Consider the following 969-nt stretch of genomic DNA (forward strand, 5'->3'; position numbering starts at 1 on the left):
TCTATCAAACAGCGAAGGGTCATAAGATCGATTTAGCGAAAGCCAATGAGCACCAGATACTACAGCTAAGGCAGGATGAGATTAGTTTTGTCACGCAGTTTCTTCACATATTACCGCGCAAACCTAGCGAGTTTATTGTCGCTCAATCTCTTTTGAAACGTGGTGCAAGCATGCACGAAGCGCTGGATAGTGCTCGCGATATGCTGGCACGTTTGAATTTACCTGAACGGTTATGGAGTTTATCTCCGGCAAACTTTTCCGGTGGCGAGAAACAGCGAGTCAATCTAGCACGAAGCTTGGTAGCCAAGCCCAGATTGCTGCTGCTTGATGAACCTACCTCCAGTCTAGATCCCATTACGACCGACGTGGTGCTGGGTGAATTGCAGAAGTTGAAAGAGCAAGGCGTCGCCATGCTGGCTATTTTTCATGATCCAGCACTGGTTGAAAAAATGGCGGAGCACGTCGTTGAACTCCAAATTCCTAAATCCGTAGACCAATTACTAGAGATGACTCACGCATGAAGACACTGCTTACGAACGCTTCAATCGTACTACGCGACGAAATATTAAACGATGCCTCTTTGCTGATTGAAGACGGTTTTATTCACTCGATTAATCCTGATGAAGTCTCTGTGGAGCAAGTGATCGATTTACAGGGAGATCTCTTGATGCCTGGCATGATAGACATTCATTGCGACGCTCTGGAAAAAGAAGTTGAACCGCGCCCGAATGTTCACTTTCCTCTAGATTTTGCCTGTGCTCAGGCAGATAAACGCAATGCGGCTGCCGGGATCACGACTGTTTATCATGCCTTGTCTTTTGCGCATGAAGAACTTGGCGTGCGAAACAATGACTTTGCTGCAAATGTTGCGCGCGCTGTGCATGAATGGCAACCACATGCTTTGGTGGATAATCGTGTTCACTGCCGATATGAAATTACAGACGAAACCGGTGTGCCAATTCTCAAGAA

1 protein-coding gene and 1 pseudogene are annotated in these 969 nt (G+C 46.7%); both read left to right on the plus strand.

Features of this window, described 5'->3' with window-relative positions:
- Nucleotides 1-521, plus strand: a 521-nt coding sequence (locus A3738_RS02405; RefSeq protein WP_068763318.1) for an ATP-binding cassette domain-containing protein, incomplete at its 5' end; no start/stop codon positions are given.
- Nucleotides 518-969, plus strand: a pseudogene (locus A3738_RS02410) (alpha-D-ribose 1-methylphosphonate 5-triphosphate diphosphatase); the annotation flags it as partial. The gene A3738_RS02405 and the pseudogene A3738_RS02410, both read left to right, overlap by 4 nt.

Source organism: Oleiphilus sp. HI0066 (assembly GCF_001635725.1).